Source organism: Caulobacter sp. UC70_42 (assembly GCF_044056025.1).
In the GTDB taxonomy this organism is placed as follows: Bacteria; Pseudomonadota; Alphaproteobacteria; order Caulobacterales; family Caulobacteraceae; genus Caulobacter.
The window spans coordinates 1752698-1776326 of the sequence record NZ_CP171994.1 but is presented as its reverse complement, the minus strand read 5'-3'; the positions used below and the strand labels follow the sequence as shown (position 1 = coordinate 1776326).

General features: G+C 67.9%; 10 protein-coding genes, 1 tRNA gene and 5 pseudogenes. 8 read left to right on the top strand and 8 right to left on the bottom strand.

Going from position 1 to position 23629, the window contains the following annotated elements; all coding sequences use genetic code 11:
- Positions 1–27: 27 nt before the first annotated feature.
- A pseudogene (locus ACHMW8_RS09080) lies at positions 28–1646 on the top strand (long-chain fatty acid--CoA ligase).
- A gap of 22 nt (positions 1647–1668) precedes the next feature.
- On the opposite strand, the gene ACHMW8_RS09075 reads toward ACHMW8_RS09080, so the two are convergent.
- On the bottom strand, positions 1669–2064 hold the full coding sequence (locus ACHMW8_RS09075) for an SRPBCC family protein (RefSeq protein WP_125157083.1): 396 nt from the start codon (positions 2062–2064) through the stop codon (positions 1669–1671).
- A gap of 631 nt (positions 2065–2695) precedes the next feature.
- Here ACHMW8_RS09075 and ACHMW8_RS09070 point away from each other — a divergent pair.
- Together ACHMW8_RS09070 and ACHMW8_RS09065 are read left to right on the top strand one after the other, a co-directional pair.
- Positions 2696–2963 (top strand): annotated as a pseudogene (locus ACHMW8_RS09070) (hypothetical protein); the annotation flags it as partial.
- Between the two features lie 131 nt (positions 2964–3094).
- Positions 3095–3254, top strand: a pseudogene (locus tag ACHMW8_RS09065) (hypothetical protein); the annotation flags it as partial.
- A gap of 674 nt (positions 3255–3928) precedes the next feature.
- Here the strand turns inward: ACHMW8_RS09065 and ACHMW8_RS09060 are convergent.
- Together ACHMW8_RS09060 and ACHMW8_RS09055 are read right to left on the bottom strand one after the other, a co-directional pair.
- Complete coding sequence (locus ACHMW8_RS09060) at positions 3929–4387, bottom strand: acyl-CoA thioesterase (protein WP_125157085.1); 459 nt, start codon at positions 4385–4387, stop codon at positions 3929–3931.
- Positions 4365–4682, bottom strand: a complete 318-nt coding sequence (locus ACHMW8_RS09055; protein WP_395445330.1) for a zinc-finger domain-containing protein — start codon at positions 4680–4682, stop codon at positions 4365–4367. Before ACHMW8_RS09055 ends, ACHMW8_RS09060 begins: the two co-directional genes overlap by 23 nt.
- A 243-nt stretch (positions 4683–4925) precedes the next feature.
- Here ACHMW8_RS09055 and ACHMW8_RS09050 point away from each other — a divergent pair.
- The 3 genes and pseudogenes from ACHMW8_RS09050 (at position 4926) to ACHMW8_RS09040 (ending at position 7411) form a co-directional block, all read left to right on the top strand.
- Positions 4926–5889: pseudogene (locus ACHMW8_RS09050) on the top strand (ABC transporter ATP-binding protein).
- A gap of 70 nt (positions 5890–5959) precedes the next feature.
- Positions 5960–7282, top strand: a complete 1323-nt coding sequence (locus tag ACHMW8_RS09045) for an NCS2 family permease (protein ID WP_395445329.1) — start codon at positions 5960–5962, stop codon at positions 7280–7282.
- A gap of 52 nt (positions 7283–7334) precedes the next feature.
- A tRNA-Arg gene (locus ACHMW8_RS09040) sits at positions 7335–7411 on the top strand.
- On the opposite strand, the gene ACHMW8_RS09035 is transcribed toward ACHMW8_RS09040, so the two are convergent.
- The 3 genes from ACHMW8_RS09035 to ACHMW8_RS09025 form a co-directional block, all read right to left on the bottom strand.
- Positions 7382–7708 (bottom strand): hypothetical protein, encoded by a 327-nt coding sequence (locus ACHMW8_RS09035; protein WP_395445328.1) that lies wholly within the window; start codon positions 7706–7708, stop codon positions 7382–7384. The genes ACHMW8_RS09040 and ACHMW8_RS09035 overlap by 30 nt on opposite strands.
- Before the next feature lie 232 nt (positions 7709–7940).
- Positions 7941–13301, bottom strand: a complete 5361-nt coding sequence (locus ACHMW8_RS09030) for a putative Ig domain-containing protein (RefSeq protein WP_395445327.1) — start codon at positions 13299–13301, stop codon at positions 7941–7943.
- A gap of 185 nt (positions 13302–13486) precedes the next feature.
- Positions 13487–14422 (bottom strand): alpha/beta hydrolase, encoded by a 936-nt coding sequence (locus tag ACHMW8_RS09025; RefSeq protein ID WP_395445326.1) that lies wholly within the window; start codon positions 14420–14422, stop codon positions 13487–13489.
- Between the two features lie 538 nt (positions 14423–14960).
- Here ACHMW8_RS09025 and ACHMW8_RS09020 point away from each other — a divergent pair.
- Positions 14961–15956 carry a LacI family DNA-binding transcriptional regulator gene (locus tag ACHMW8_RS09020; protein WP_395445932.1) on the top strand — a complete coding sequence of 332 codons (996 nt, stop codon included), beginning with the start codon at positions 14961–14963 and terminating at the stop codon, positions 15954–15956.
- 347 nt (positions 15957–16303) lie between these two features.
- A pseudogene (locus tag ACHMW8_RS09015) lies at positions 16304–19292 on the top strand (TonB-dependent receptor plug domain-containing protein).
- Positions 19293–19345: 53 nt separating this feature from the next.
- Here the strand turns inward: ACHMW8_RS09015 and ACHMW8_RS09010 are convergent.
- Together ACHMW8_RS09010 and ACHMW8_RS09005 are read right to left on the bottom strand one after the other, a co-directional pair.
- A complete protein-coding gene (locus ACHMW8_RS09010; RefSeq protein ID WP_395445325.1) occupies positions 19346–21685 on the bottom strand; it encodes a beta-L-arabinofuranosidase domain-containing protein in 2340 nt (779 codons plus the stop codon).
- The gene (locus tag ACHMW8_RS09005; protein WP_395445324.1) at positions 21682–23595 is read right to left on the bottom strand and encodes a glycosyl hydrolase family 95 catalytic domain-containing protein; all 1914 of its coding nucleotides are present in this window, start codon (positions 23593–23595) and stop codon (positions 21682–21684) included. Before ACHMW8_RS09005 ends, ACHMW8_RS09010 begins: the two co-directional genes overlap by 4 nt.
- Positions 23596–23629: the final 34 nt, after the last annotated feature.

The window sequence follows — 23629 nt, the reverse complement described above, 5'->3', positions numbered from 1 at the left end:
CCAACAAGACATGTTGGGGAGGGACCGATGATCGCGGGCCTGATGCAGACGACGCCGCTGATGATCAGCGGCATTCTGACCTATGCGGCCCAGGCCCACGGGACGCGCGAGGTTGTCTCCAAGCTGATCGACGAGCCGCTGTGGCGGTACGATTATGCGGGTCTGGGTCGTCGCTCGGCCCAGCTGGCCCACGCCCTCCAGCGCCTGGGCGTGAGGGCCGGCGACCGCGTCACCTCCCTGGCCTGGAACACCCACCGGCACCTGGAGCTGTTCTACGCCGTCCCCGGCCTCGGCGCGGTGCTGCACACGGCCAATCCCCGCCTGTTCGACGAGCAGATCGTCTACACGATCAATCACGCGGAAAGCGGCGTGCTGTTCTACGAACGGAGCTTCGCGGCCCTGGTCGAGCGGATCGCCCCCCAGCTGACCACGGTGCGGACCTTCGTCATGCTTTCGGATCCTGAGCGGACGATCCCCGGCGACGTCGGCGCGACCAGCTACGAGGCCCTGATCGCCGGCGAGGCTGAAAGCTTCGACTGGCCGGTCTTCGACGAGAACGCCGGGGCCTTCCTCTGCTACACCTCGGGCACGACGGGCGATCCCAAGGGCGTGCTCTATTCGCACCGCGCCGTGGTGCTGCACGCCATGGCCGGCGGGCTGAACAGCGCGTTCGGCTTCACCGCCTTCGACGTGGTCATGCCCTGTTCCAGCCTCTACCACGCCACCGCCTGGGGCCTGCCGTTCAGCGCCCCGCTGTGCGGCGCCAAGCTGGTCCTGCCGGCCGACAAGATGGACGGCGCCAGCCTGCACGCGCTGATCGAGGGCGAGGGCGTCACCTTCACGGGCGGCGTGCCGACCATCTGGACGATGTATCTGGACTGGCTGGAACGGAACGACGCCTCGCCCACGACGCTGAAGCGCGTCGTCATCGGCGGCAGCGCCGTGCCGCGCGCCATGGCCGAGGCGTTCAAGCGGCTCTACGGCGTCCAGACCCTGCAGATCTGGGGCATGACCGAGACCTGCCCGATCGGGGTCGTCTCCACCCCCACGCCCGCCCTCGCGGCCCTCGGCGAAGAGGCGATGGACGAGGCGATCTGGACCCGCCAGGGCCGCCTTCAGTTCGGCGTCGAGCTACGCGTCGAACTGGAGGACGGGACCGAGGCCCCGCGCGACGGCGAGACTTCCGGCGCCCTGCTGGTGCGCGGCCCCTGGGTGGTGCGTCGCTACTTCCGCAAGGACGAGGACGCCGCGCGGGCGGACGGCTGGTTCGACACTGGCGACATCGCCACGCTGGACGCCCACGGCTTCATGCGGATCACCGACCGCCAGAAGGACGTCATCAAGTCTGGCGGCGAGTGGATCAGCTCGATCGACCTGGAGAACGTCGCTGTCGGCTGCCCCGGCGTGCGGATCGCCGCCGTCGTCGGCGTGCCGCATCCGAAGTGGGAGGAACGCCCGCTGCTGGTCATCGAGGCCCACGAGGGCTCGGTGATCAGCAAGGCGGATGTGCTCGACTACCTGGCGCCCGGATCGTCAAATGGTGGACGCCCGACGATGTGGTCTTCGCCGTCGTGCCGCTGACCGCCACGGGCAAGATCGACAAGAAGGTCCTGCGCGAGGCCTGGAAGGCTCACCTCATCGGCTAGCGCTACGGCGCGCGGGAAGCCGTCACGCCTCGAGCAGCGCCTTCAGCCTGGCCAGGTCCCTGGCCACGGCCGCCGCGTCGCGATCGTAGGCGGCGTCGTCGTACAGGGTGGGCGGCCGGTAAAGGACCATGCCGACCTCGGCCCCCTCGCCGTTGGCCACCACCCGCAGCGGCATGTAGAGCTCGGTCCCGTCCGGCTGGGTCACCCAGTGATCGAGCACGCCATAGGGGTTATCCGGCGAGAACCGCACGCGGACGTCGCCGCCCGGACCGTGGGCGACCCACCGCTCGCCGTCCCGGGTCAGACCCGAGGCCAGACCCGCCGCCCATTTGGGGAAGCTCTCGGGATCCTTGGCGAAGGCGTAGACCGCCTCCGCCGGCTTGTGGATGCGGATGCTGATGTAGCGCGACTCGAACATGGGTCTCTACTCCACGGTCACCTGGGTCTGGGCTGGGGTCACTTTCGCTAAAGCGGAGCGGCTGTCCAGAGTGTCAGCTTGGGGGGGTTATCGGACTTCCGGAATGAAGCCTTAAGTAATGTTGCCCGAAGATGCATCCATGACGAATGAGATGCGAAACCGGGTCCGGGCCGGATTGCTTTCTGTCGGTACGTTTCTCGCGGCTTTCTTTGGCGCGGGTTTGGCAGTTCGCGCCATCAGCACCGGTACCTACCAACAACACGGACACCTATCTCACGACCGCGTAGGCTTGATCCTATATGTCGGGATGATGAGCCTTGGTGCGCTTGTCGCAGCCGGCATTGGTGTTGCGTTCGCTTATTCTGCTTGGTCGGCCCGGGGAGAAAGCGCTCGCATTGACGCCTATCTCAAAAAGCGCCGGCCTCACTAGCCGGCGACCTAGGTCAAACTCGTCCCTATAAGGAACGCAAACGGGCCGGGTGCAGAAACGGGCGCCGCGCCCGAAACCAGAACTTGGGCGTCATTCCGGAAAGCGGGCCGGGCCGAGGTCTGTTCGGGGTGGAAAGCGGCTGTTGATCTACGACCATTCGACCTTCCAACCGGACTCGATGAAGTACCCGACAAGGCCATCGTGATCCGCTACCCAGCCATCGAAGCCTGTCTCGAACGTCGGCACAGGAGAGGTAAAGATTAGGAAGCCGCCGGTGCTGCCGTTGTCGTCGAGAACCTTGACGAACCATCCAGCCTCATCGCCGGCCAAAATCCTGCCAACCCGATCGATCGGAACACTCATGGCCTCATACTAGCTGGTCTGAGTTCGAATGTCCGACTAGGGTCGAAAGCCGACCTTCCTGGTCGGTGCGATCCTTAAATCTCTTGGAGGCTGCAGCGTGCAGGGCTGTAGGGGTTGGTCAAGGACCGCCTCCGGCGGCCGCGCGCGGCGACGCGGAGCGTCGTCCTTGAGCAACCCCTACAGCCCTGCGATCGTCTCGCCGTGAGATGTAAGGATGGTTCCGACCTCGGGGGTCGGATGGCTAAACCCCGTGTTAAAAACATCCCGTCATTCCCGCCCTTGTGGCGGGAACCCCTCTGTCCGCCGCAGGTACGGGAGGGGCGGACTGCTGAGCAGTCCGCTTGCGTCTCACGGGTCAGCTGAACCAGGGGTTCCCGCCACAAGGGCGGGAATGACGGTTGTTTGTGGGGATTGAGGGGGCTCTATCCTCGGCGTTCGCGGAACAGAACCTCACGAAATCAACGACTTGTCGATTTTTCGCGCCGCTGAATGATCCGCGTTGAATCCGCCGCGATAATCAAAGCCATCCCCGTCGCGGGGGAGGGCGTTTGGATCCGGCCCAATACGGCGGCGGGGGTAGGTTGAGCGGGGCCGCTGGCGGTTCCCGGAGGCTCGAAAGTCGCCCCGTCCGTACTCTTTAGGCGGATCGGCAGGCGAACGGGCAGTCTCCGGGGCCAAACCCTCAGCGGATCGACAGGGCGGTGATCGTACAAGCCGCCTATCGTGGATCGTCGGGGTCGAGACGGATGTAGCCGATCGACTTGGTCCGCGCCCGTCCGGGGGTAAACGGGGACCCGAGCAGACAACGCTCACGCCTCCCGACCTCACGGGCAAGAACAGCCTGGCGGAGCGGTCAGCGAGCCGAAACAAAACAAACCTCACGGTCTCCGGGTTCGCCCGGCCGCTCCGTCGCCTCCCCACACGCCTTCAGCGGCCGCGCCGCGTGAAGCGGTTCACGCTTGTCTGAATTAGCACCGGCCCCAACCCGACCTGCTCACGCAGGTCTGTCCGCCCCCAAGCGGGGCGGAGAGCAGGGGAGAGCCTATGAGCGGCTTATGCGCCCGAAGCGCCCTAAACCGGCAGCGGCCTCGGCTTGCGGTCGTCGCCGATGGCCACGAAGGTGAAGACGCCCTCGGTCACCTTGTGGGCCTGCTCGCCGTCGCGGCGGCGGCGCCAGGCCTCGACCTGGACCCTCAGAGAGGTGCGGCCCGTGTGGATCAGGCGTGCGAACAGGCTGACCTCGTCGCCGACGAACACGGGGCTGATGAAGGTCATGCCGTCGATGGCGATGGTGGCGCAGCGGCCGGCGGCGCGATGGAAGGCCACCGAGGCGGCCGCCAGGTCCATCTGCGACAGCAGCCAGCCGCCGAAGATGTCGCCCTCGGGGTTGGTGTCGGACGGCATGGCGATGGCGCGCAGCACCGGCGCCTCATGCGGCCATTCCAGCGCCTCCCAGGCCTTGGCCAGGGTCTCGGCGCGGTTCGAGGCGGATTCGTCGGTCAAGGGGTCAGTGCCCGCCGGCGCCTTCATAGACCCCCGGGGCCAGGATTTCGTCCTCGTCGCCCACGGCCGTCGAGGCCACGAAGCGGCGGTCGCAATAGGAGCAGTCGACGAAGCCCGCCGCGCCCATCTCCAGCCACACGCGCGGATGGCCCAGCGCCCCGCCGACGCCGTCGCAGGCGATGCGGTGCGAGCGGACCATGATCGTCTCCGGCGCGGGTCCGACCTGGGCCAGGGTGTCCATGGCGGTCGGAACCGTCGCCGGCTCGGCCGTCGCCGATCCGGGCAGGGCGTCGAGAGCGGAAGTGGACGGGGTCTTGGCCATATTGGGAAATCCCTGATTTCGAGCGCGACAGACGAAAGTGGCCGCCGGTTTCGGCGTCCGTCGCGCGCCAAACGATAGACAGGAGCCTTTCTCGCGAGAAAGGCTCCGGACGCGGCCTTGGCGCGGCGGCGAACGAGGCATACCTATGCGACGCTCAAAGGCGCCGTCAATCGACGCGCGCCTCAAACGACATTTCCCGGCCTTCCCGCCACCCGATCCGCCCATCTTCTATCTGGACGCTCCATGGACCTGCCCGCCTACGCCATCGAAGCCGAGGGCCTGTACAAGACCTATGCCGCCACCAAGACCTCGCCGGAAAAGCGGGCGCTGAACGGCATCGACCTGAAGATTCCACGCGGCTCGATCTTCGGCCTGCTGGGTCCCAACGGCGCGGGCAAGTCGACCTTCATCAACATCCTGGCCGGCCTGGTGCGCAAGAGCTCGGGCACGGTCCGAATCTGGGGCCGCGACATCGACCAGCGTCCGCGTGACGCCCGCGCCGCGATCGGCGTGGTGCCGCAGGAACTGGCCGCCGACGTCTTCTTCACCCCGCGCGAGTCGATGGAGGTGCAGGCTGGCTTCTATGGCGTGCCCAAGAACGAGCGCCGCACCGACGAGCTGCTCAACGCCCTGGGCCTGGGCGACAAGGCCAACGCCTATGTCCGCCAGCTGTCGGGCGGCATGAAGCGCCGCCTGATGGTGGCCAAGGCCATGGTCCACCAGCCGCCGGTGCTGATCCTCGAACGAGCCGACCGCCGGGGTCGATGTCGAGCTGCGCCGCCAGCTCTGGCACTATGTGAAGGGCCTCAACGAGCTGGGCGTCACCATCGTGCTGACCACCCACTACCTGGAAGAGGCCCAGGAGCTGTGCGACGAGATCGCCATCATCAACCGCGGCGAGGTGGTGGCCTGCGAGCCCACCGCGACCCTGCTCAGCCGGATGGACAGTCGCAACGTCGTGGTCACGCCCGAGGAACCGGTTCTGGCCGCCCCGGCCCTGGCGGGCTTCGACACCAAGCTGCGGGCCAACGGCGCCTTCCAGGTCAGCTATCGCACCGGCCAGTCCAGCGTCGAGCAGGTGCTGGCGGCGGTCCGCGCCAGCGGCCTGAAGATCAAGGACATCGCCACCGAGGACCCGGATCTGGAAGATGTCTTCCTGGCCCTGACCTATGGCGACCCGAACGCGGCCGATCCGACCAAGGACTGACGGTAGACGCTTGCCTTCCCGGGAACACGCCGCCAACACTCCCGCTTCGAATGGGACGGGGGTCGCGGCGATGAGTTTCCTGGAGAAGCGGTTCGGGCTAAAGGCCCACGGCACATCGTTGCGCACCGAGGCGCTGGCCGGCTTCACCACCTTCCTGACCATGGCCTATATCGTGATCGTCAATCCGGCGATCCTGGGCCAGGCCGGCATGCCGATCGCCGCCGTCGCCGCCGCCACCTGCCTCGCCGCCGGCTTCGGCTCGATCCTGATGGGGCTGATCGCCAACTACCCGATCGCCCTGGCCCCCGGCATGGGCCTCAACGCCTATTTCACCTTCACGGTCGTCAAGGGCATGGGCCTGCCGTGGGAGACCGCCCTGGGCTGCGTCTTCCTGTCGGGGATCGCCTTCCTGGTTCTGACCGTGGCCGGCGTTCGCCAGCTGATCGTCGGGGCCATTCCGCGTCCGCTGTTCTCGGCCATCGCGGCGGGCATCGGCCTGTTCATCGCCTTTATCGGCCTGAAGGAGGCCGGCATCATCGTCCCCAATCCGGCCACCACGGTGGCCCTGGGCGACCTGACCCAGCCGACGGCGATCCTGGCCATACTCGGCCTCGCCGTCATGGGCGGGCTGATGGTCTGGCGGGTCAAGGGCGCGATCCTGATCGGCATTCTGGTCGCCGCCGCCGCGGGCTGGGCCCTGGGCCTGGCGAAGGTGACGCCCGGCGAGTACGGTCTGGCGGCCCTGACCGCCACGGCCTTCAAGCTCGACGTGCCGGCCGCCCTGCGCCTGAACGGCGGCGCCGGCATGGCGATCGCCGAGGTGATCTTCGTCTTCCTGTTCGTCGACCTGTTCGACAATGTCGGCACCCTGGTCGCGGTCACCAAGAAGGCGGGTCTGATCCAGCCCGACGGGACCATCCCGCGCCTTAACCGCATCCTCACGGCCGACAGCATCGCCACGATCGGCGGCTCGCTGGCCGGCACTTCGACCGTGGTCAGCTATATCGAGAGCGCCTCGGGCGTCGCGGCCGGCGGCCGAACAGGCCTGACCGCGATCGTCGTGGGCGTCCTGTTCCTATTGACCCTGTTCTTCGCGCCCTGGGTCCAGGCCATCCCGGCCGCCGCCACCGCCCCCGCCCTGATCATCGTCGGCTCGATGATGGTCGGCGCCCTGGCCGACATCGACTGGGACGATCCGGGCGTGGCCATCCCCGCCTTCCTGACGGTGATCGCCATCCCGCTGACCTTCTCGATCGCCAACGGCCTGGCGTTCGGCATCACCGCCTTCGCCATCCTGAAACTGGCGCGCGGCCAGGCCAGGCCCGGCGACTGGCTGCTGTTCGTCCTGGCGGCGCTGTTCGTGGCCCGCTTCATCTACATGGGAGCGGCGTGATCGCGTTGCGTACGCGCCGCCTTTCGGCTAAGACCCGCTTCCCGCAAGGGATGCACCCGTAGCTCAGCTGGATAGAGCGTTGCCCTCCGAAGGCAAAGGTCACACGTTCGAATCGTGTCGGGTGCGCCATTTTCCCGAATTAAACGAGACCGACAAAGCGTCCCACAGGTCCAGCTTGGCTGGAAACACGACACAATCGTCGACTTGGATCTCGTGAGCGAACCGAAATAGCTGGCCGGCGGCGACAGGCACAAGGCCTGCTGTGCGCTCGGGATAGGTCTTGCTGTATTTTTCGCGGTTCGCCTTGAGAGCGCTGAGATCTCCCGCTTCGGGCCATCCGATCGCGATGCAGCTTCGATCAGCGAAAAGAGCCTCGGCGTCGCCGGTCTTCCCGGCGTGAATGCCCCAAACGGCCTGCTCCGCCATAGGTGCGCCCCCTTACACCGCATCCTATAGATGAGCGAATTTGAGGCGCCAGCGGATAAGGCGCGGCCTGCTGCCATGGGCTGGCCTGTTTACCGGGTCCAGATGGCGGAGGTCAGCTTCCACGGCGGCGCTGCGCCAGTTGCAGACATTCAGAACCGCGCGGAACCCAACATAGAGATCCGCGTCGAGGAGCCGGGTCCGAACCGGGTGAACGATCCGGACCGGCATCCCCCTAGAACCGCTTGGCCGCTCCTATCCGGGCGGTCGCGGACGACTGGCGCTTGGCCAGTTCGCCGCCGAGATCGAGATCCAGCGACCAGCCGTTCTCGAAGCCCAGGCCGCTGCCGACGCCCAGGGTCACGCGATCCGTGGCCCACGCATCGCCCACCAGCTGATAGGACGCCCCATCCAGCCAGTCCGCATAGCGGATGCGCTGCGGATCCACCGCGGCGAACTCGTGCGAGTACTCGATCCGCACGCGCGGCGTGACCCTGACCTCGCCCATTTCGCGGTCGAACTGGACGCGGCCGCCGATGACGCCGACCAGCGAGTTCAGGCGACGCTTGTCGTAAGCCAGGGCATAGACATCCGATCCGCGCTCGGCATAGGCGTCCAGCTTGGCGTCCAGCGCCTTGGCCCTCAGATACAGGGACCAGGTCACGTGGCGCGCCGCGCCGTCATAGCCGGCCGTCAACGAACCGAACCGCAGGGAGGCGTCGCGCTCGCCGGTGACCATCGCCTGGCTGGCCGCGGTCGTGCGACGCGTATCAAAGGTCAGCCGGCCGACGCCCGCCACCGCGTCGACGAAGACGCCAGAAGCCGGATGGAGGCTGGCGTAGGTCGCCGCCGTCCAGCCGTCGGCGTCTACCCGGCCCTTGCCGCCCGACAGCTTGGTGACGTCCGAGGCGTAGCCGCCGCCCACGCCGACGGTGATCGCCGGCGACAGTCGCACATCGGCGCCGCCGCTCACGCCCGAGGTCTGGACCGTCAGCTTCGCCAGTCGCGTGTCGGCGTCGCGGCGGCCGACCGTGATCGCCCCGCCCGCCCAGACCTCAACCTGGCCGATGGGGCGCTGAGCCGGCCCCGCGCCTGGCTCGGCGGGACTTGCCGGACGCTCCCGGCAGGCGCGATCTTCTTCCGGCGTATGGGCACGCTGGCGACACGCGTCCGCCTGGCCGACGCCCGAGACCAGGTTCAGGCCAAAGCCATCGCCGGACTGGCCGCCGTGCAGACTTTCAAGACGCCGTCCAAAATTGTCGAGCTGCGTCCCCGCGAAGCGACGAGCGGTCTCGGTCTGGGCGTCGTTGATCGCGCGAACGCTGGCGTCGGTGGTCGGATCGGGCCGCGCCTCGACCGTCAGGATCACGGTCAGCGGGTCCGACACGCCCGAGCTATTGGTCAGGGTGTAGGTGAAGGTGATGTCGCCGGTGAACGCGCCTTTCGACGTGAACTCCAGCGCATAAGTGTGGGCCTCCGCCGAGCCGCCCTCGATCAGGCGGGCCGTACCGATCGCGGCCGCCGGCGTGGCGACCAGCGCCGCAGCCAGGAACGGACCGTCGGTCGCCGAGGCTGTCAGGTCGACGGTGACCTTGCGGCCGCCCATCGCGGTGACCTTCAGGATCGGAGCGGTCGGGGTCGATTTGATCACCTCGATATTGACGGTGGCGGGCGCCGAGACACCGCCAGGCCCGATGGCGATGAAGGTGAAGCTGTCACGGCCCACATAGCCCTTGTCGGCGGTATAGACGGCGGTGACCTCCGGGACGGCGGGCGCCGCCACCGCGCACAGACGCGTTCCGGCGTCACGCGCGGCCACCCGCGCCGCGGTGCGCACCAGCTCGACCTTGCCGTGTCGGGGCTGGGTGGCGATCTGGACGTCGGTGACGATGCCCTTAACCAGGCTGGCCAGGTTGAAATTGACCTTGTCCACGACGATGGCCGCATCGCCGTTGGCGCCGGTTCCGCCCAGGCCACCGGTGACGCCGGTGTCGAGGGTCGCGGTAGGCGGCGGCTCGGCCGTGGGCGGCGGCGGGGGCAGCACGTTGAGCTTGACCGAGGCGGGGCTCGACTCACCCCAGGCGCCGGTGATTTTGAAGCTGAAACCGTCCGCGCCGATATAGCCGGCCTCGGGCGTGTATTCCACGATCGGGCCGATCAGCGACACCGCGCCATGGGCCGGTTCGGACTGCAGCGCCACGGCGTCGCCCGCGTTCAGGCTCGCCAGGGTAATGGTCGTGGCGGTGTTGTACGGCACGTCGATGGACTGATCCCTGGCCGCGACCGCCGAAGCGACCGTGAGGGCGAGCGTCTGGCCGGCCTTGGCGCCGTTGGCGTCGGTCACCTGAACCGTCACGGTGTAGGCGCCCACGGCTGTCGGCTTCCCCTTGATCGCGCCGCTCGCGTCCATCGTAAGGCCGGGCGGAAGCCCGCTGGCGGTGAAGGCATAGGGCGCCTTGCCGCCCTGGGCGGCGACGCTCCCGGCGAAGGTCTGGCCGACTGTCGCCGGACCAAGTTCGGTCGTGGTGATCGTCAGCGTCGCGGCGACATCGCCTTGATAGGACTGGCTAGCCGTCGTGTTTCGCGCGTCTGTCGCTTGAACCGTAAAGGCGTAGGGCCCTGCAGTGGTCGGAGTCCCGCTGATCGCGCCGGTCTGGCCATTGAGGCTGAGACCGGCAGGCAGGGCGCCGCTTGAGATCGAGAAGGTCACGGGCGCAGTCCCGCCCGTGGCGCCCACCGTCGCGGCATAGGGCGCGCCCATCACGGGGGTTGGCAGGCTGCCTGTGGTGATCGCGAGGGACTCGGCGATAGCGCCGCTATAGGCCTGGGTGGCGGTGACGCTATTGGCGTCGCTGACCTGGATCGTGAAGCTGTATGCGCCGGCCGCGGTCGGTGCGCCGGTGATCGCGCCCGTCGAGGTGTTCAGCGACAAGCCCGCTGGCAAGCTCCCGGCCGAGACCGAGAAGGTCACCGGCGCCGTCCCGCCGGTCGAGGCGATTGCCTGGCTGTAGGGCTGGGTGAGGACCGGGGTGACGATCGCCGCAGTGGTGATCGAGATGCTGTTGCCGATCGCGCCGCTGTAGGCCTGGGTGGCGGTGACGCTGGCGCCGTCGCTGGCCTGGATCGTGAAGCTGTAAGCGCCCGCGGCCGTCGGCGTGCCGGTGATCGCGCCCGTCGAGGCATTCAGCAAAAGGCCCGCCGGCAAGCTTCCGGCCGAGACCGAGAAGGTCACCGGCGCCGTCCCGCCCAAGGTCGACACCGTCTGGCTATAGGCGACGCCGAGCAGCGGCGTCGGCAGGGTCGTCGTGGCGATCGACAGGGCGCTGGCGATCGCGCCGCTATAGGCGCGGACATCCGTCGCGCCGTTGTTGTCCGTCGCCTGGACTGTGAAGCTGTAGGCGCCCGCGGCCGTCGGCGCGCCGGTGATCGCGCCCGTCGAGGCATTCAGCGAAAGGCCCGCCGGCAAGCTCCCGGCCGAAACCGAGAAGGTCACCGGCGCGGCCCCGTTGGAGGTCGAGACGGTTTGGCTGTACGCCACGCTCAGCAAAGGCGTGGGCAGGCTGGCCGTCGTGATCACGACGCCGCTGGAGATCGAACCGCTATAGGCTTCGGTGGCGATGATGCTGTTGGCGTCGGTCGCCTGGACCGTGAAGCCGTAGGCGCCGGCCGAGGTGGGCGTGCCCGTGATCGCGCCCGTCGAGGCATTCAGCGACAGGCCCGTCGGCAAGCTGCCGGCCGAGACCGCGAAGGTCACCGGAGCCGTTCCGCCCGAGGTGGCGATCGTCTGGCTATAGGCCGTGCTCAGGGCGGGAGTCGGCAGAGACGTCGTGGTGATCGCCAGCGCCGTCGCGATCGAGCCGCTATAGGCATGAGAGGCGACGAGGCTGTTGGCGTCGGTCGCCTGGATCGAGAAGCTGTAGGCGCCGGCCGCCGTAGGCGTCCCGGTGATCGCGCCTGTCGCGCTGTCCAGCGACAGACCCGCCGGCAGGCTGCCGGCCAAGACCGTGAAGGTCACGGGAGCCGTCCCTCCCGACGTCGAGACCGTCTGGCTGTAGGCCGCGCTCAAGGCCGGCGTCGGAAGGGTCGTCGTGGTGATCGTCAGCGCCGCCGCGACAGTCCCGCTGTAGGCCTGGGTCGCGACGATGCTGTTGGCGTCGGCGGCCTGGACCGTGAAGCTGTAGGAGCCGGCCGCGGTCGGCGTGCCCGTGATCGCGCCCGTCGACGTGTTCAGCGAAAGGCCCGTCGGCAAGCTGCCGGCCGAAACCGCGAAGCTGATCGGAGCCGCGCCGCCCGACGTGGCGACGGTCTGGCTATAGGCCTGGGTCAGAACCGGCGTCGGCAGGGTCGCCGTGATGATCGCCAGGGTCGAGGCGATCGTTCCGCTGTAGGCGCGGGTGGCCGCTACGGCGTTGGCGTCGGTCGCCTGGACCGTGAAGCTGTAGGCGCCGGCCGCGGTCGGCGTGCCCGTGATCGCGCCCGTCGACGTATTCAGCGACAGGCCCGACGGCAAGCTGCCGGCCGAGATCGAGAAGCTCACCGGAGCCGTGCCGTCCGAGGTGGCGATCGTCTGGCTATAGGCCTGGGTCAGAACCGGCGTCGGCAGGGTGGCGGTCGTAATCGACAGGGCCGCGATAATCGTGCCGGAGTAGCTGCGCGAGTTGCTCTGGCTGGCGGAGTCCGTGGCGCGGATCGTGAAGCTGTAAGCGCCCGCTGTGGTCGGCGTACCGCTGATCACGCCGGTCGAAGCGTTGAGGGACAAGCCCGCGGGCAGCGTCCCCGCACTGACGGCGAAGGTGTAGGGCGCCGTGCCGCCGCTGCCCGAAGCGGTCTGGCTGTAGGCCGTGTTCAGGACCGGGGTTGGCAGGCTGGTGGGGCTGACCGCCACCGAGGAGGCCGCCGCCACCGTCATCGTGTATTGCGTGTAGCCCGTATTACCGCCCGAATCTGCTGACTGGATCTGGAAGTCGAAGCTGCCGGCCGTCGTCGGCGTGCCGCTGATCGTGCCCGACGTGCTCAGGCTAAGGCCCGTCGGCAGGGAGCCGGTAGCAACGGTGTAAGTGTAGGGCGCCGCTCCGCCGGAAGCCGAGATGGTGGCGGAATAGTATTCGCCGACCTGCGGGGTAGAGCCGCCGGAGCTGATGGCCCCGCCCGCCAGCGCGCAGCTGTTGGCCGGGCCGGCGGTCATGTTGATAGACACCGACTGGTTGCTGACAAAGTCAGCGTACTGACCATCGGCGCTCGTCACTCGCACCGCCACGTTGTAGCTGCCATTGGTGCTGACGCAGTTGACCCCTGTGACCAGGCCCGAGCTGGACATCGTGAAGGCCGCAGGCAGCGCTCCCGACAGGATCTGGAAGGTGTAGGGCGCGGTCCTCCCGCTGGGCGCCAGTTGGTAGGAATATTGCACGCCGCGCTGGGCCTGCGGCATGTTGATGTCCAGCGAGATGCTATTGACCGTCTTGGTCACCGCCAAAGCCGGCCCTGCGGACAATGTCACCGCCACAAGGATCAGCGCCGCCCAGGCGCGCACGACCCGCCGCCAGATCACCGATGCAGCGGACTGGGTGGTCGGAGAAACAAAAGACGAAACGGTCATCTACGGGCCTGGCTGTGCGCTTTGCGTGCGCGCAGACAGCGGCCTCGACCTTTAATTTAGACGTTACCAAAACCCCGTTCGGCGAGCGACAAAACGCCCCACCATAGGCCGCGCTCGAATTGAGTACTCGCCTGAAAGCTGCATGAAACGAAACGTTTGCAGGCCTAAGCCGCGCGCTGCCCGGACTAGTTCCCCGGCGACGCGCTCGCCGGCTTCAGGAGCCCGTGCATTCCCATCCAGCGGGCGAAGGCGTCGAACCAGCCGGTGCTGGTGGTTGTCTTCTGATACATGCCAAAGCCGTGACCGCCCTGTTCGTAGAGGTGGAACTCGACCGGCCGCTTGGCCGACCGCCAGCTCTCGATCAGGCCAAATCCGCCATTCGCGAAGAAGGGATCGTCGGCCGCCAGCGCGACGAACAGCGGCGGCGCGTCAGCCGGAACGGTGACGGGCGCCAGCGAGCCATAGATCGTCCCGATGAAGGCGGGCTTGGCGTCCTGCCCCGCGAGCGTGGTGGCCATGGTCAGCATCGCGCCCGCCGAGAACCCGACCATCCCGATGCGGTCCGGATCGACATGCCATTCGGCCGCGCGCCCGCGGACCAGGGCGAACGCGGCGCGGGCGTCGGCGATCTGCGGGGCCAGACCCGCGATGGCCTGCTCGGGATTTGGCCGGGGGTTTCGCGCCGTATTGGCGAACATCTCGGTCATGGAGCGCTCGAAGCCGGCCATGTCGGCGGGCGTCTGATTCAGGCGATACTTGAGCACGAAGGCGGCCACGCCCCGGTCGGCCAGGGCCTGGGCGACCTGCCAGCCTTCATTTTCCATGGACAGGGTGCGAAACCCGCCGCCGGGCGCGACGATGACCGCGGCGCCCGTGGCCTTGGCCGGATCGGGAAGGAACGGAGTCAAGGTCGCCACGGTGACATTGCGCGCGAACACGCTGCCGTACTGACTGTGCCAGGATTCAGCGGCGGCGGCGCCCGGCAGCGCGCCGGTACCCAGCACGATCGCCTTGGGCTGCGCCGGGGTCGCGATCGGCGTCATCTTGTCGGCCTGGGCCTGGGCGGGCGCGGCGATCGCGCACGTTACGGCCAGGGCGCCCGCGGCGAGGCCCGCGCGCATCGCCCTCATCCACGCCGAACGGCGATCGTTGTTGATCCACTCCATGGCGCAACCTCCCATTATAACTTTGTGACCGGTATCACTCCGGCTTTTAACTCCTACAAATATGCTGAGGGCTTGTCACGCCCCGATGACGGCCGAGTTTGGCCGGCGCCGCGCGCTAAAGGGATAAAAAAAGCCGCCCGAGCCTGGCGATTTGCGTCGGACTCGGGCGGGCCGCCCAGGAGGGGAGAGCGGGCAGTCGAAAGCTCGCGACCAAGGGGACGAAGCGCTAGGTGGCCTCGACACGCGTCAAAGGCCGCGCCATGCCCCAAATCTGTAAGACAGATTACGGAATGGTTGCGTTAACGTAACCGTATTTACTTGAACCTGTCCAACCAATAACGGTGCAATACCGATAAACGTGACGCCGCCGGCAGGTCAGCGCGTCCCGCGGCGCCAGTTTTGAGTCGAGCCGACAATCGACTAGGTAGGACTGCAACGACAGTGGCGGGGTAGACGATTGGCCAGAAACACCGAGGGCGTCCGCGGCCCAACAATCGTCGATGTCGCGGCCGCGGCCGGTGTTTCCCCCATGACCGTGTCGCGCGTGATCAACGCTCGCCCGGGCGTCGGCCCTGACACACGACTTGTCGTCACCGAAGCGATCCATCGCCTGGGCTATACGCCGAACGTCGCCGCGCGAAGCCTCGTGACCTCGGCCGAGCTGCGGATCGGCGTCATCTATTCCAATCCCAGCGCCGCCTTCATGAGCGAGTTCCTGACCGGGGTCTACGAAGAGGCCTCCACGCGCGGCGCCCGCCTGATCCTGCTCAGGGGCGGGGAGGGCGGACGCCCGCCCCAGGACGCCGAGTTGAAGAACCTGATCGCCGCGGGCGTGCGCGGCGTGATCCTGGCCCCACCCCTGGGCGAATCCTCCACGGTCCTGCGGGTGTTGCGCAAGGCGCGACTGCCGCTGGCGGCGGTCGGCGCCTATGGCGTGGCGGGAGCCATCTGCGTCCGGATCGACGATCGCCGGGCCGCCTACGAGATGACGCGGGATCTGATCGCCGAAGGGCATCGCCGCCTGGGCTTCATCCTGGGCAATCCCGACCAGGCGGCGAGCGCCGAGCGGCTGGCGGGGTTCTACGCGGCGGTTCGGGAGGCCGACGACGTGCAGACGACGATCGCGCAGGGCGATTTCAGCTTCACCTCGGGCCTCGCGGCCGCGGAACTCCTGCTGGATGCGTCACCCGCGCCGACGGCGATCTTCGCCAGCAACGACGACATGGCCGCGGCGGTGGTGTCGGTCGCGCACCGCCGACACCTTGATGTGCCCGGCGCGCTGACGGTCGCCGGGTTCGATGACACCGCCGCGGCGGTCACCCTGTGGCCCCCGCTCACCACAGTGCGCCAGCCCGTTCGCGAGCTGGCCGCCGAAGCGCTTGGCCTGCTGGCGGCCCAGATCTCCGGGGCCGAGACACATCTCGCCGATCGCCGCGACCGGGTGCTCGATCACCAGCTCGTGCGCCGGCTCTCGACCTCGCCGCCGTGAGAAATTCGGGCGTGGAGCTCATCTAGAGAGCCACGCCGATCGTCTTGCCCGCAGGGCTTCACCCGCCGCTCCGAACGCCGGCGCGCCCGATAACGTTATCGCTCCCGATCACCAGAACCGTTCTCAGGCTTGCCCGCGCCCTGGCTGGGTTTGACTGACCAGCGCCAGCCCGGCGCGGCGACGCCGAGCGGTCGCTCGAATGATAATATGTCGGAGTATTGACACGGCGCCGGCGACCATACCAAGATCAACGATAACGTTACCATCGCGATCCGCCGTGGCGACGATCAAGCACGCGGCGCCGGTGAGCCCGCGGATAGGGAGGGATGAGAATGAACGCCAACGGCATGACGTCCGGGGAGGACGGCGGCGCGCCCAGTCACGCCCGGATCAAGGCTCGGAGCAGCGCGGCGCAGCTTCGGAACCGGGTTCTGCGGTCCGCCAGCGCCGGCGCGGTGACCGCGGCCCTGTTCGCCGCCGCGCCGGCTCTGGCTCAGACAGCCTCGACTCCGGCGGCGGCCAATGACTCGGCCACCGTCACCGAGGTCGTCGTCACCGGCACGCGCATCCAGACCACGGGCTTCACGGCCCCGACGCCGACCTCGGTGATCGGCGAAGCTCAGATCCAGAACAACGCGCAGCCGAACATCTTCGCCACCATCGTCCAACTGCCGTCGCTACAGGGCTCGAGCGGTTCGGCGACCAACACCTTCAGCACATCCAGCGGCCAGCAGGGCCTGAGCTCATTCTCGCTGCGCGGCCTGGGCACGATCCGCACCCTGACCCTGCTGGACGGCCAGCGCGTGGTCGGGGCCTATTATACGGGCGTCACCGACGTCAGCCTGTTCCCGCAACTGCTGATCCAGCGCGTCGACGTCGTGAACGGCGGCGCCTCGGCCTCCTATGGCTCGGACGCGGTGGGCGGCGTCGTCAACTTCATCACCGACACGCGCTTCGAGGGCCTGAAAGGCAACGTCCAGGCGGGCATCTCGAAGTACAACGACAACGAGCAAGGCCTGGTGCAGCTGGCCGGCGGCCGCAGCTTCGCGGGCGACCGCGTGCATGTGGTCGGCAGCGTCGAATGGGCCAAGGAGAACGGCGTCGGTCCGGGCGACTTCGGCCTGGACCTGGCGGGTGACCGTCACTGGTTCACCCAGACGACCATGATCGATCGCAACGTCCTCAATGACGGCTCGCCGCGGTACGTGATGCGCGACAACGCCCAGCCGTACGCCTACACCAAGTACGGCTTGATCACGGCCGGTCCGCTGCAAGGCATCGCCTTCGACCAGGCTGGCAACCCGTTCCAGTTCCAATACGGCTCGAACGGCGTTCCGTCCAAGACCGCTGGCGGCGCCGTCACCGGCTGCTTCCCGGGCTTCTGCGTCGGCGGCGACCTGTCCGGTAACGTCGACTCGGGCCGGACGCTGCAGTCGAAGATCGAGCGCAAGGTCGCCTACGGCCGCGTTGGCTACGACTTCGCCGAGGGCAATGAGGCCTACGTCTCGTTCAATCTGGGCCAGGTCAAGACCAGCAACCAGCCCGTCAACGGCATGAATCGGACGGGCCTGACGCTGCAGTGCTCCAACCCTTACCTGCCGACCTCGGTGCGGGACGCCTGCGCGACCGCCGGCATCACCAGCTTCCAGTACGGCGTCAGCAACGCGGTGCTGCCCAATACCAAGGTCCATACAGACCGTCGTCAGTATCGCGTCGTCGCCGGCCTGAAGGGCAAGTTCGCCGCGGTGGGCTCGGATTGGACCTACGACGCCTACTACCAGCACGGTGAAAACAAGACCGCTATCGACGTCGACCACATCATCCTGACGCCGCGCTTCAACCAGGCGATCCAGGCCACCACGTTGAACGGGGCGATCGTCTGCGCCGATCCCGTGGCGCGCGCCAACGGCTGCCAGCCGCTCAACATCTTCGGCGGCAAGCCGCCCTCCGCCGCGGCCCTGGAATATGTCCAACCCGCCGCCGGCCCGTTCCAGCGCCTGCTCATGAAACAGGACGTGGCCAGCCTGAACTTCTCGGGCGCCCCGATCGACCTGTGGGCCGGCCCGCTTTCGGTGGCCTTCGGCGCTGAATATCGCCGGGAATATTACACCGTCCGCGCGGACCCATATGGCGCCGGCGTCGCCGATCGCAGCCCCTACGGCGGCAGCTATCCGGCGGATCCGCTGCTCAACACTCTCGGCAACAACTGGCACGCGGGCAACTACAAGAACGGCGACGGCGTCTACAACGTCAAGGAAGCCTTCCTCGAGGTCGACCTGCCGCTGTTCAACAACGACTCCGCCGGCCGCGCCAACTTCAACGCCGCGGCGCGGGTCACCGACTACAGCACCTCGGGCACCATCTGGACCTGGAAGGCGGGCGGAACCTGGGACACGCCGATCGACGGCCTGCGCTTCCGTGGCGTGACCTCGCGCGACGTCCGCGCGCCCAACCTGTCGGAGCTATTCGCCGCACCGGTCACCACGACCCTGCCGAACTTCTTCGATCGGGCGAACAATCGGAACGTGGTGGCGATCCAGAACGCCGTCGGCAACCCGAACCTGACGCCGGAAATCGCGCGCAATTCGCAGATCGGCGTCGTGCTGGCCAATCCGGCCTGGCTGCCAGGCTTCAGCGCGTCGTTCGACTACTACAAGATCAAGGTCGACGACGTCGTCTCCAGCCTGGGGCGCGGCCCAGATCGTCGACTACTGCATCGACAAGGTCCTGCCCCAGACCTGTAGCGCCTATAACCTCAACAACCCCAACGGCCCGAACTACATCAACGTCCAGTCCTTCAACCTGGCGTCGATCAAGACCAGCGGCTTCGACATCGAGGCCAGCTATCGCTGGCAGCAACCGCTGGGCCTGTCGGGCGCCTTCACCCTGCGCGCCCTGGCCACCCACATCCGCGACTTCTGGACGGACACGGGCCTGCCCGGCACCGTGCCGGTCGACTCCGCGGGCGTGAACCAGGGCAATACGCCCAACTGGAAATGGCTCGCGATCCAGAGCTACGAGACCGACCGCTTCTCCCTGACGTTGCAGGAGCGTTGGTTCACCGACGGCAACTACGGCAACCAGTATGTGGTCTGCGCCCCGGGAACCTGCCCCGCCTCGACGCCCAACGCGCCGACCATCGACAAGAACTTCATGCCCGGCGCGTTCTACATGGACGTCGGCGGGACCTACAACATCCGCAAGGACGTGAGCGCCTACTTCAAGATCGACAACCTGTTCGACCGCGATCCGGCCAAGTCGCCCAACTACGCCAACCCGGCCCTCTACGACATCGTCGGCCGGATGTACCGCGCGGGCGTTCGCTTCCGCTTCTAGATCCCCCCGACTACGGAGGTCAGGCGTCCGCGCCTGACCTCCTTATTTTTGCTTCAGGTCTCGCGCCGCGGCGCTTCGATCAGCTCGAGCCCGTAGAGGACACTCGTCCCCTTGCGACCGATCAGCCTGACCTTCGAGCGCTTCTGGTCGCTGGGCGGCAGGGGATAGTCGACGATGACCCAGTCGTTGCGCTTGGGTCCGGACCGACGCTCCACGGCGACTTGCCGCCCATCGAACTCGATCGCCATCTCGCGGTCGGCGTCGTTGCCCCAATAGGTGGCGCGCAGGAACGCGGCGCCGGGTCGACGGGCCATCGTGAACGACACCTCCGCGCCCTCGGGGATCGACCGGCTGTGACGGCCATAGAAGGTCCCCGGCTGTCCGGCCGTGGCCGTCAGCCCGTGATCGCGCTCGGGCTGCATCTCGCCGATATGGAACACGTCGATCGTGCGCCGCGCCAGGTCGGCCCGGCGAGCCTCGGACGCCAGATAGTCCTGGCGCTGCGCTTTCCAGTCCGTCGGCGTGAAGGTCTGGAAGTAGACCGCCGCGCGCCGGTCATAGAGGGCGTTGAACGGCCGCAGGGTTTGGCTCCGCCCCAGGACATCGACCGTGGCGTAGCGATGCGCGGCGCTGGGAACGAGGGCGTCGGTCGGCGCGGCCTTGGCCAGGAGCGCCGGCGCGGGCCCGTCGAACGCCTTGCTCGCGGGGCCAAGGTCCGCCGCCAGGACCAGGGGGCCGCTGAGAAAGGCGTAGGTCGTCGGCGCGCCCTTCAGCGGCTCGGCGCGCAGGGTCATCGGCAAGGTTACGGAGATCGTGTCCCCTTCCCGCCACGCGCGCGTCACGCGCCAGTAGTTGTCCGAGACCGGCGCGGCGAGCGCCTGACCGTTCAGCGCGATCCGCGCGTCCCGCGCCCAGCCGGGTCGGCGAATGGCCAGGGTGGTGACGGCCTTCGAGGGACGGGCGACCCGAACGGTGACCGTCCCCTGCTCGGGATAGCGGGTCCGCAGCTCGAGCCTGGCGTCGCCCGGCAGATCCAGCGTGGAGGGCGTGAAGAGATTGACGTAAAGCGCCTCCGGCCCGCGCCAGAAGATGCTGTCGGCGTGCTTGGCGTGGCTTTCCATGCCCGAGCCCACGCAACACCAGAAACTGTCCTCCGCCGTGGAGTAGTCGCGCTTGGCGCCCGCCTGAAGCGGCATGAAATAGACGAACTGTCCGGTGTCGGGCCGCTGGTGCGCCAGGATGTGATTGAGCTGCGCCCGCTCGTAGTAGTCGAACAGGGCGCCGTCGGGCTTCCAGGCATAGAGATGCCGCGTCAGCTTCAGCATGTTGTAGGTGTTGCAGGCCTCGCAGGTGCCCGTCGTCAGCGTGCCGCCCAGCTGGTCCGGCGGGCCGAAGTGCTCCCGCTCCGAATTGCCGCCCAGCACATAGCTGTGGTGATCGACGACCGTCTGGTGAAAGAACGCCGCCGCCTCGCCGTGGTCGGCCTGGCCGGTCGTTTCGTAGAAGCGCGCCAGGCCGACGGCCTTGGGAATCTGGGTGTTGGCGTGCAGCCCGGCGAGGGCGTCGCGGCGGACCAGCAGCGGATCGACGAAGGCGCGGTGGCGCAGCCGCTCGGCGGTTCGCAGCCAGCGCGCGTCGCCGGTGATCGCATGGAGCTCGGCGTAGGATTCCAGGATGCCGCCGTGCTCGACCGACAGGACCTTCTGAACCTGCTCCTCCGAGAGGGGCGCCAGAACCCCGGCCAGATAGTCGGCGAGGCCGAGCGCGATGGGCAAGGCCCGGTCATTGCCAGCCAGCAGATGCGCGTCGATCACCCCCGCCAGCACCTTGTGATAGGCGTAGATCGGGACCCAGCCGCCGTTCAGCGTCCAGGTGACCTCGATCTGGCCGCGCCGGACTTCCTCGAAGATGACCTTTCCCGGAACCTCCTTGCCGCCCCGCTCGGCGGTCGTACCGCCGACATAGCCGTCGCCCTCGGCGGCCTGGATTTTCGCCATCTCCGCGAGCGCGCGGTCGAGGACGGCGGCGACGGCGGGATCGCCGGTATTGGCCACCGTCAGGCTGCAGGCCGATAGCCAATGGCCCAGGGAGTGACCGGCGATGCTCTCGCCCTCCCATCCGCCGTAGCGCGGCTTGTTCGCCGGCAGGCCGGCCGACCAGTAGAAGTTGTGAAGCAAGCGCTCTGGGTCCAGCGACAGCAGGTAGCGACGGTTGGCCGCCATGGCGTCGGCGAACGGCGACGGCTCCAGCGTCACGTATCGGGCGGGTATCGGCTCGACCTTGCGCAACGGGTTGCTCGCCTGGGCCGAGGCCCTGGCGGCGAACGTGACGGACAGAGCGGCGCCGGCCAGAAGCACCGACCGCCGGCTGGGGGTGAGAGCCTGGCCGCTCATGCGCGCACCAGGACGCCGTCGCGGGCCGCGAGGCGGACGCTTTGACCTTGCTTCATCTCGATCTCCAGGGTCGATGACCCATGAACTACAGTATGGTGGCCGTCGACCTTGGCGGTCAGCACCGCCTCCGAAAGCTTGCCGCCCGCCCAACGCACATCGACACCGACCGCGCCCCTCGCTCTCAGGCCGGTGATGTGGCCGGTCGGCCAGGCCGATGGCAGGGCCGGCAGCAGATAAAGGCGGTCGTTGCGACTTTGCAGGATCATCTCGGTCATGCCCGAGGTTCCGCCGAAATTGCCGTCGATCTGGAACGGCGGGTGGGCGTCGAACATGTTCGGATAGGTCCGCTCGGGGCCGAGCAACAGCCTGAGCACCTCGTGGGCGTGGTCCCCGTCGCCCAGTCGCGCCCAGAGGTTCAGCCGCCAGGCGATGGCCCAGCCGGTGGTGAGGTCGCCGCGCTTCAGCAGGGAGGTCCTGGCCGCCGCCGCGAGCTTCGGCGTGGTGTCGATCCCGATCTGATCGGACGGAAACAGGCCATAGAGGTGCGAGACGTGCCGGTGCTGGGGCTCCTTGGCGTCGGCGTCCCAATCCTCCTGCCATTCCTGCAACTGGCCGTCCTTGCCGATCCTGTAAGGCGCCAGCTTGTCGCGTGTCGCCGTCAGCTCGGCGACGAAGGCCGGATCCGCGCCAAGGACGCCTTCGGCCTTCAGGCAGTTGTCGAACAGGTCCCGAATGATCGCCTGGTCCATGGTCGGACCGGCGACCAGCGAGGAGCCATGGCCATGATCGTTCTCCGGCGAGATCGACGGACTGGTGACCAGCACGCCGAACTTCGGATCGACGACCAGGGTGTCGAGGAAGAACCGCGCCGAGCCCTTCATCAGCGGATAGACGCGGGCCAGATAGGCCTTGTCGCGGCTGTAGTCGTAGTGGTCGAAGACGTGCTTGCAGAGCCAGGCGCCGCCCGTGGGCCAGACGCCGTAGATCGCGCCGTCGATCGGCGCGGTGGCGCGCCACAGGTCGGTGTTGTGGTGGACGACCCAGCCGCGCGCGCCGTACATGACCTTGGCGGTGCGGGCGCCGGTCACGGCCAGGTCCTGGACCAGGGCGATCAACGGCTCGACGCAGGGCGCGAGATGGGTCGGCTCGGCCGGCCAGTAGTTCATCTCGGTATTGATGTTGATCGTGTACTTGCTCTCCCAGGGGGGCGAGGTCTTGTCGTTCCAGACCCCTTGCAGGTTGGCCGGCTGGCCGCCGGGACGCGAGCAGGCGATCAGCAGGTAGCGGCCGTACTGGTAATACAGCGCCGCCAGCGAGGGATCGTCCGTGCTCGGCGACCGCCGGATTCGCTCGTCCGTGGGCAGCAGGTCGGCGCGGGTGCGGCCGAAGTCGACGCTGACACGACGGAACAACGCCCGGTGATCGGCCTGGTGATCGGCCAGGATCTTCGCCCAGGGCTTGCCGACGAGCCTGGTCAGCGTCGCGTTGTTCAGCGCCTTGGGGTCTCCGGAGACGTCGTCGTACCTGCGATAGCTGGTGGCCGCCGCGATCAGCAGCACGACTTCGTCGGCATTCCGGACCGACAACACGCCGCCCTGTCCCGTCACCGCGCCCCCCTTGGCGCGGACTTCCACGCGGCACTCGAACGTCAGGGCGGCGGAGATACCCTCCCGGCTCTCATTGGCGCCAGTCAGGACCAGGACGCCGCTCTCGACCGTCGCGACGGGTTTGGACTTCAGCGGGCTGGCGAAGGACAGATCGACGCTGATCGCGCCCTTGCGGCCGGCGCTCAGGCGCACGGCGATCACCCCGTCCGGATAACTGCCGATCACCTCTCGGCGATAGCGTACGCCGCCGGTCGTGAAGGTCGTGGCGGCGACCGCCCCCGTCGATGTCGAGGTCGCGCACATAGTCGCTACTCGCCTCGCCCAGCCCCGGGAAGTC

Excerpts from the sequence above, each read along its gene's own strand:
- ACHMW8_RS09035 (WP_395445328.1), bottom strand. The coding sequence starts at position 7,708 with ATGGCGGAGCAGGCCGTTTGGGGCATTCACGCCGGGAAGACCGGCGAC.
- ACHMW8_RS09025 (WP_395445326.1), bottom strand. The coding sequence starts at position 14,422 with ATGCGCGCGGGCCTCGCCGCGGGCGCCCTGGCCGTAACGTGCGCGATC.
- ACHMW8_RS09055 (WP_395445330.1), bottom strand. The coding sequence starts at position 4,682 with ATGGCCAAGACCCCGTCCACTTCCGCTCTCGACGCCCTGCCCGGATCG.
- ACHMW8_RS09010 (WP_395445325.1), bottom strand. The coding sequence starts at position 21,685 with ATGAGCGGCCAGGCTCTCACCCCCAGCCGGCGGTCGGTGCTTCTGGCC.
- ACHMW8_RS09005 (WP_395445324.1), bottom strand. The coding sequence starts at position 23,595 with ATGTGCGCGACCTCGACATCGACGGGGGCGGTCGCCGCCACGACCTTC.
- ACHMW8_RS09045 (WP_395445329.1), top strand. The coding sequence starts at position 5,960 with ATGAGTTTCCTGGAGAAGCGGTTCGGGCTAAAGGCCCACGGCACATCG.
- ACHMW8_RS09075 (WP_125157083.1), bottom strand. The coding sequence starts at position 2,064 with ATGTTCGAGTCGCGCTACATCAGCATCCGCATCCACAAGCCGGCGGAG.
- ACHMW8_RS09060 (WP_125157085.1), bottom strand. The coding sequence starts at position 4,387 with ATGAAGGCGCCGGCGGGCACTGACCCCTTGACCGACGAATCCGCCTCG.
- ACHMW8_RS09030 (WP_395445327.1), bottom strand. The coding sequence starts at position 13,301 with ATGACCGTTTCGTCTTTTGTTTCTCCGACCACCCAGTCCGCTGCATCG.